Origin of the sequence: Methylobacterium segetis (genome assembly GCF_004348265.1) — a bacterium.
In the GTDB taxonomy this organism is placed as follows: Bacteria; Pseudomonadota; Alphaproteobacteria; order Rhizobiales; family Beijerinckiaceae; genus Methylobacterium; species Methylobacterium segetis.
Window position 1 is genome coordinate 1 of record NZ_SMNT01000183.1, and the last position, 6,100, is coordinate 6,100.

General features: G+C 75.8%; 6 protein-coding genes. All 6 read left to right on the forward strand.

Features of this window, described 5'->3' with window-relative positions; translation table 11 throughout:
- The coding region (locus E1J50_RS25595; protein WP_245516761.1) for a GTA baseplate fiber-binding domain-containing protein at positions 1-1,259 on the forward strand (1,259 nt) is incomplete at its 5' end.
- 177 nt (positions 1,260-1,436) lie between these two features.
- The gene (locus tag E1J50_RS25600; RefSeq protein WP_132257033.1) at positions 1,437-3,020 is read left to right on the forward strand and encodes a DUF2793 domain-containing protein; all 1,584 of its coding nucleotides are present in this window, start codon (positions 1,437-1,439) and stop codon (positions 3,018-3,020) included.
- Positions 3,021-3,089: 69 nt separating this feature from the next.
- On the forward strand, positions 3,090-4,310 hold the full coding sequence (locus E1J50_RS25605; RefSeq protein ID WP_132257035.1) for a hypothetical protein: 1,221 nt from the start codon (positions 3,090-3,092) through the stop codon (positions 4,308-4,310).
- A 136-nt stretch (positions 4,311-4,446) separates the two neighbouring features.
- Positions 4,447-5,073: a lysozyme gene (locus E1J50_RS25610; protein WP_132257037.1), complete on the forward strand. Its 627-nt coding sequence runs from the start codon at positions 4,447-4,449 to the stop codon at positions 5,071-5,073.
- Positions 5,074-5,101: 28 nt separating this feature from the next.
- The gene (locus E1J50_RS25615) at positions 5,102-5,620 is read left to right on the forward strand and encodes a hypothetical protein (RefSeq protein ID WP_207919298.1); all 519 of its coding nucleotides are present in this window, start codon (positions 5,102-5,104) and stop codon (positions 5,618-5,620) included.
- Positions 5,621-5,654: 34 nt separating this feature from the next.
- Positions 5,655-6,005 carry a hypothetical protein gene (locus E1J50_RS25620; protein WP_132257039.1) on the forward strand — a complete coding sequence of 117 codons (351 nt, stop codon included), beginning with the start codon at positions 5,655-5,657 and terminating at the stop codon, positions 6,003-6,005.
- Positions 6,006-6,100 lie beyond the last annotated feature (95 nt).

Genomic DNA, 6,100 nt, shown 5'->3' on the forward strand with positions numbered 1-6,100 from the left:
AGATCCGCCTGGAGGCCGCGATCGTCACGCGGCGGGAGCAGGCCGAGGCCCTGGCCGAGGGGCTGCTCGATGCCGGGCTCGCCGCCCGCGACACGGCCGCCTTCCGGCTGAGCCCGCGGCGGCTCGCCCTGGAGCCGGGCGACCTCGTGGCGCTGCCGGGAACGGGCGCCCCGCACCGGATCCTGCGCATCGACGACGGGCCGGCGGGCCGGCGCATCGAGACCCGGGCCGTGCCCCTGCACCGCGCGGGCGCCCCGCCCCGCCGCGAGACGGCGCGGGCTCAGCCGCCGCCCCCCGCCCTGCCCGGGCCGCCGCTCGCCGTCCTCCTCGACCTGCCGGTGGATCGCGGCGAGCCGACCGTCCTGCAATATCTCGCTGTGGCGGCGACGCCCTGGCCGGGCGAGGTCGCCATCTGGCGGGCGGAGGGGGCCGGGGCGCCGCTCGCCCTGCACGGGATCGTGGAGTATCCGGCCTGCCTCGGGCGGACGCTGACCGCGCTGCCGCCGGGGCCGCTCTGGCGCTTCGACCGGGGCGCGCGCCTCGAGGCCGCCTTCCGCCCCGGCGCGGCCCTGAGCGCCGTCGACGACCGCACGGCGCTCTCCGGCCGGAACCTGTTCGCCCTGGTCGCTCCGGACGGCACGGTCGAGATCCTCTCCGCCGCGGGCGCCGAGCTGATCGGCCGCGACACCTGGCGGCTGTCGCGCTTCCTGCGCGGGCTCTCCGGCAGCGAGGCGGCGGCCGCGCGGGTGACGCCGGCGGGGAGCTGGATCGTCCGCCTCGACGACGGCGCCCCGGTGCCCCTCGTCGAGCGCCTGGACGAGGCGGGCCGCGCCTTCCGCTACCGGATCGGCCCGGCCGCGCGGGACCCCGGCGACGCGGCCTTCACCGAGATTGACGCGAGCGCGGGCCTCTCCGCCCTGCGCCCCCTGAGCCCGGTCGGCCTGCGGGCGCGCCGCGAGGCGGGGGGCGTGCGGCTCCAGTGGATCCGCCGGGCGCGGCGGGCGGCCGATGCCTGGGAGCCCGTCGAGATCCCCCTCGACGAGGCGGCGGAGAGCTACCGCCTCGACCTCTACGCCGCGGACGGGCGCCTCCTGCGCAGCCTCGCCGCCTCGCAGCCGAGCCTCCTCTATCCGAGCGCCGACGAGGCCGCCGATTTCGGCGGGCCGCAGCGCGAGATCGAGGTCGCGGTCGCGCAGGTCGGCGCGGTCGCCGGCCGCGGCGCCCCCCTCCGCGCCCGCGTGGCCGTGCGGGCGGGCTGACCCCGTCCGGAAGCCCGCCTCTCCCGTCCGGGAGAGGTCCGAGCCCGCGCGAGCGGACCGGGTGAGGGATGCGACCTCTGCGGAGAGATCGCCCCCTCACCGGGTCCCCCCGGAACGCGAGTGACCCCGCGCTGCGCCCGTGCCGCCGCCGGCCGCCCCGAGATCCCGGAGATCCCGATGACGACGACCCGCCATCTCGCCCTGCCGCTCCTGGCGGCGGCGCAGGCGCAGAAGCACGTGACGCACAACGAGGCGCTGACCCTCCTCGACGCGCTGGTGCAGCTCGCCTGCCTCGACAAGGACCGCACGGCCCCCCCGCCGAACCCGGCCGAGGGCGACCGCTACCTCCTCGCCGCCCCGAACCCGACCGGGGCCTGGGCAGGGCTCTCCGGCCAGATCGCCCGCTTCGAGGACGGCGTCTGGATCGGGCTGCAGCCGAGGCCGGGCTGGCTCGCCTACCTCGCCGACGAGGGCGAGCTCTACCTCTACGGGGCCGCGGGCTGGGCGCCCCTGCGGACGACGATCCAGAGCCTGCAGAATCTCGGCCGGCTCGGCATCAACACGGGGGCCGACGGGGCGAATCGGCTCGCCGTGAAGGCCGACGCCGCCCTGTTCTCCTGGGACGACGTCACGCCGGGCTCGGGCCACATGCGCGTGACCCTCAACCGACGCTCCAGCACCGAGGAGGCGGCCCTCGTCCTCCAGAGCGGCTACCAGACCCGCGCCCTGTTCGGCCTCCTCGGCAACGACCTCGTCGGCCTGAAGGTCAGCGCCGACGGGACGGCCTACGCGCAGGGGTTCAGCGTGCACCCGGCGAGCGGCTGCTTCGGCCTCGGCCAGACCGCGACGCCGGTGGCGGGCCTGCACCTCACGACGCTCCGCTCGGGTTCGGGTCCGGGCGTGGTCACGCAGGACGTGCAGGTCAACAGCTTCGGCGGCGACGCGGGCGCCACCGTCCCCCCGGTCGCCACCTTCGTCGCGCAGGTCGCCCGGGGCGTGCCCGGAGCCCCGGCGCCGATCAGGGCCCTCGACCGCTTCTTCGGCTTCTTCGGGGCGGGCTGGCGCCCGGATGGCACGTATTCGAGCAACGTCGTCGCCTTCACCGGCTTCGCGGAGGAGGATTTCACGGCCTCCGGCAACGGCACCGGCCTCGACTTCCTGACGACGGCGGTGGGCGCCACGAGCCGGCGCTCGGTGGTGAAATTCCGCGCCAACGGCGCCCTGGAATTGCAGCCCCAGGCGGGCGCGCCCGCCCTCGGCACGGCGGCCGGGCAGATCGTGTTCGATTCGAGTGCGGGCGCCTTCAGGGGCCACGACGGCACCCGCTGGTGGCGGCTCACCAACCTGCCGCGCTTCTTAGCGACGACGAACTTCGACAACGTCCTCGCGGCCGGCACCTGGACGCGGGTCCAGTTCAACACGGCCGAGGCCAACGATCACGGCGCCTTCGCGGCGGCGACGAACCGCTTCACGGCCGCCGAGGCGGGGCTGCACGCCTTCACGGCGAACCTCGCCTACAAGCGCAACGGGACGAGCGCGCCGAGCGCCTTCGAGGCCCAGTTCTACCGCAACGGCGCGCCGGCCGGGCGGGGCCGGGCGGCGCTGACCGGCCCCCTCGTCGACGGCGTCTCCTGCCTCGGCCTCGCCACGGTGCTGAAGCTCGCGGCCGGCGACACGGTCGAGGTCCAGGCCCGCCTCACCGGCGCCGACGGCTCCGTGGCGGCGGCGGACTCGCTGTTCAGCGGGCGGCAATTGCCGTGAGGCGGGTCCTTCCCGCTCACCCGGACGACATTCTAGACATGCACGGTGCACCGAGCCCGGAGTGCAGGCTTGCGATTCCTCGATCAGTACCGCGCCCATCTCCGGCCGGCGATGCAGCTCTCTCCGTATCCGTCGCAGGCGATCGGGGCGGCGATCCGCTCGCGAGCGCCCCGGTGCCGGCTGCTCGTCTTCGGGATCAGCGACGATTCCGAGCTCTGGCTCGCCCTCAACGGCGATGGGGAGACCGTCTTCTGCGAGACCTCGCCGGATCGGATCGAGGCGATGCGCCCGCGACTGCGGGGTGCCCGCATCGAGGCGATGCCGACGTTCGGGCTGAGCGTCGCGACGAGCACCGACCTGCCTCTGGAGGCGCTGGACGCCTTTCCCGGCCCCCAAGAGCTCGCTGCCCTCACCTGGCTCGCTGCCCTCACCTGGGACGTCATCCTGGTCGACGCTCCGCCCGGCGATCGGCCGCTGGATCCGGGACGCGCCGTCGCGATCCACTGGGCGTCGCGCCTCGCCGACCGGGGGACGCATGTCTTCGTCGACGATTACGAGCGGCCGCTGGAGGAGCGTTTCGCGAACGCGCTCCTCAGGGACCGTCGCGACACGGCGTCCTGCGTCGTCCCGGCCAGCGAAGCGGCACCTTACCGGAAGCTGTTCTGGTCGATGGGCGATCCCACCGGCGCGACGCCCGAGCCCAGACCGGTGGCTCTGACGGTCGCGACGCCGGACTACGCCCGGACCTGGCGCTTCTGCATCGACGCTCAATCCGCCTACTGCCGACGCCACGCCTACGAGCACCGCGTCATCGATCCGTCGCGCTCGCCCCTCCACCCGAAATGGGCGAAGCTCGAGGCCGCTGTCGGCCTGTTGCGGCAGGGCCGCGATGTCCTCCTCATCGATGCGGATGCCGAGATATCGGAGACCTGCCCTCCCTTCATGGACCTCCTCGCAAGCCATCCTGACCGCGACATCTTCTGCGTGAAGGGGATCTCCGGGAGGCCGAATTCGGGTGTCATGCTCCTGCGTGCGGGAGGGCTCGCCCTCCGGTTCCTCGAGGCGTGCCTCGCCCACCGGCAGGAACCCGTTCCGCCCGAGGATTTCGTCACGTCCGAGGGCGAGAACGGCCACGTCATCTGGATGCTGAAGCGTCGGCCCTACGCCGACGCGCTCGCGGAACTGCCGCTCGCCTGGAACTGCTCGGATCCGGCGAGGTCCGAGCACGCCTTCATCCGGCACTACACGAACCACCTGCGGGGCTGGCTGGAGCGGACGCGAGGGGCCTGAACCCCCGCTGTCCCCGGCCGCCTCCGCTGGGCGAGCCTCAGGCCGCCGCGCCTCGATGACACGTTCGGCATCGGCGAACAGGGCCCCGGTCCGCATGCGAGCCCCCCTGGCAACGGCCCGAACCCGGAGACATCCCATGCATCTCACCCCCACGGGCCGCGCGGTTCTGATCGCGCGGGAGGGACGACGCCTGTCCGCCTATCGCGACTCGGCCGGCATCTGGACGATCGGGGTCGGGCACACCTCCGCGGCGGGGCCGCCCCGGGTGACGCCGGGGCTGACGCTGACGGAGGAGGCCTGCGACGCGCTGTTCGCCCGCGACGTCGCCCGCTTCGAGGCCGCCGTGCGGGAGGCCGTGCCGCCGGGCCTGCCCGACCACGCCTTCGACGCCCTCGTCTCCCTCTGCTTCAACATCGGGACCGACGCCTTCCGCCGCTCGACCGTGGTGCGGCGCCTGCGCGCCGGGGACCGCGAGGGGGCGGCCGAGGCGATCCTCCTGTGGAACCGGCCGCCGGAGCTGATCCCGCGGCGGCAGGCCGAGGCCGACCAGTTCCGCACGCCCTACACTCTCGCGCAGCCCCGCGCCCGGCGGGGCGACCCGGCCCCCGTCCCGCGTCCGGCCGCCCCGCCGCCGCGCCGGACGGTGCCGCGCATCGCCGCCGCCCCCGCCGACGCGGCCGGGCCCGACACTCCCTCTCCGACACCCCCCTCCCCCCTCGCCCGCCTGTGGCGCCGCCTGCGGGCGCGCCTCGGCCGGCGCTGACGCCCCCTCGACCAGCGGAGACGATGCCATGACCCGCCCCGTCACGACCCGCGGCGCGCTTGCCGCAACCCTCGCCCTCCTCCTGCCCGGGACCGCCCTGGCCGCGGCCGGGCCGGCCTCCGCCATCCTGCCCTGGGGCGACGCGCTCGCCGCCGCGGCTCAGGGCGCCGGCGCGGCGATGGTGCCGCTCGCGGCGGCGGCCGCGACGGCGGCGCTCGCCCGGGCCGCCGGCCCCTTGCGGCTCCTCGTGTCGAGCACCCTCGTCGAGCGCCTCGTGCGCAATGTCGGGGATTACGCGCTGAACGCGGTCGCGGGCGCGGTGAAGGGCCGGACCCTCACCGTGCCCCTCGGCTCCGCCGTGATCGCGGCGGCGGTGCAGCGCGCGGCGGACCAGGCGCCCGCCTGGCTCCTGAGGGAGGCCGGCGGCCGCGAGGGCCTCGCCGAGAAGGTGTTCCGGAGCCTCTCCCTCGAGGCGGAGGCGGATGCGGGCAATACCCTCCGCCCCGCCCTGCAGGCGGCCCGGCGGGGAAGCGGCCCCGCCTCCTGAGGGAGGAGGGCCCGGAGGGCGGGAGGGCGGCCTCGTGGAGAGAATCGCGTTCGAGGCCGCCCGGCTGCTCTTCTCGGAGAGCGGGGCGGGCTGGGCCGTCGCGGCGCTGCTCGGCCTCGCCTGCCTGCACCTCTACCGGGAGAACCTCCGGAGCCTGGAGGCCCGCGTCAGCGACACGGGCGCCACCGCGACGGCGCTGGAGCGGGCCTCCCAGACCAACGCCGCCGTCGCCGCCGCGCTGGAGAGCCGCACCCGCGTGCTGGAGGATCTCTCGCGCCTCGTCGCGGAGATCGCCCGCGGCGTCGACCGCAGCGACGAGCGCGCCCGCGAGAAGTTCGACGAGATCCTGCGCCTCGTCGCCGCCCTGCGCCAGCCGCCCCGCTGAGCGCCAAGCCGACGCCGAGGCCGCGATGACGGAAGCCCCGCCCCTGACGACGCGCCCGCCGCGCGGCCGGGCCGCCCGGCGCGCCGACCGGGCCG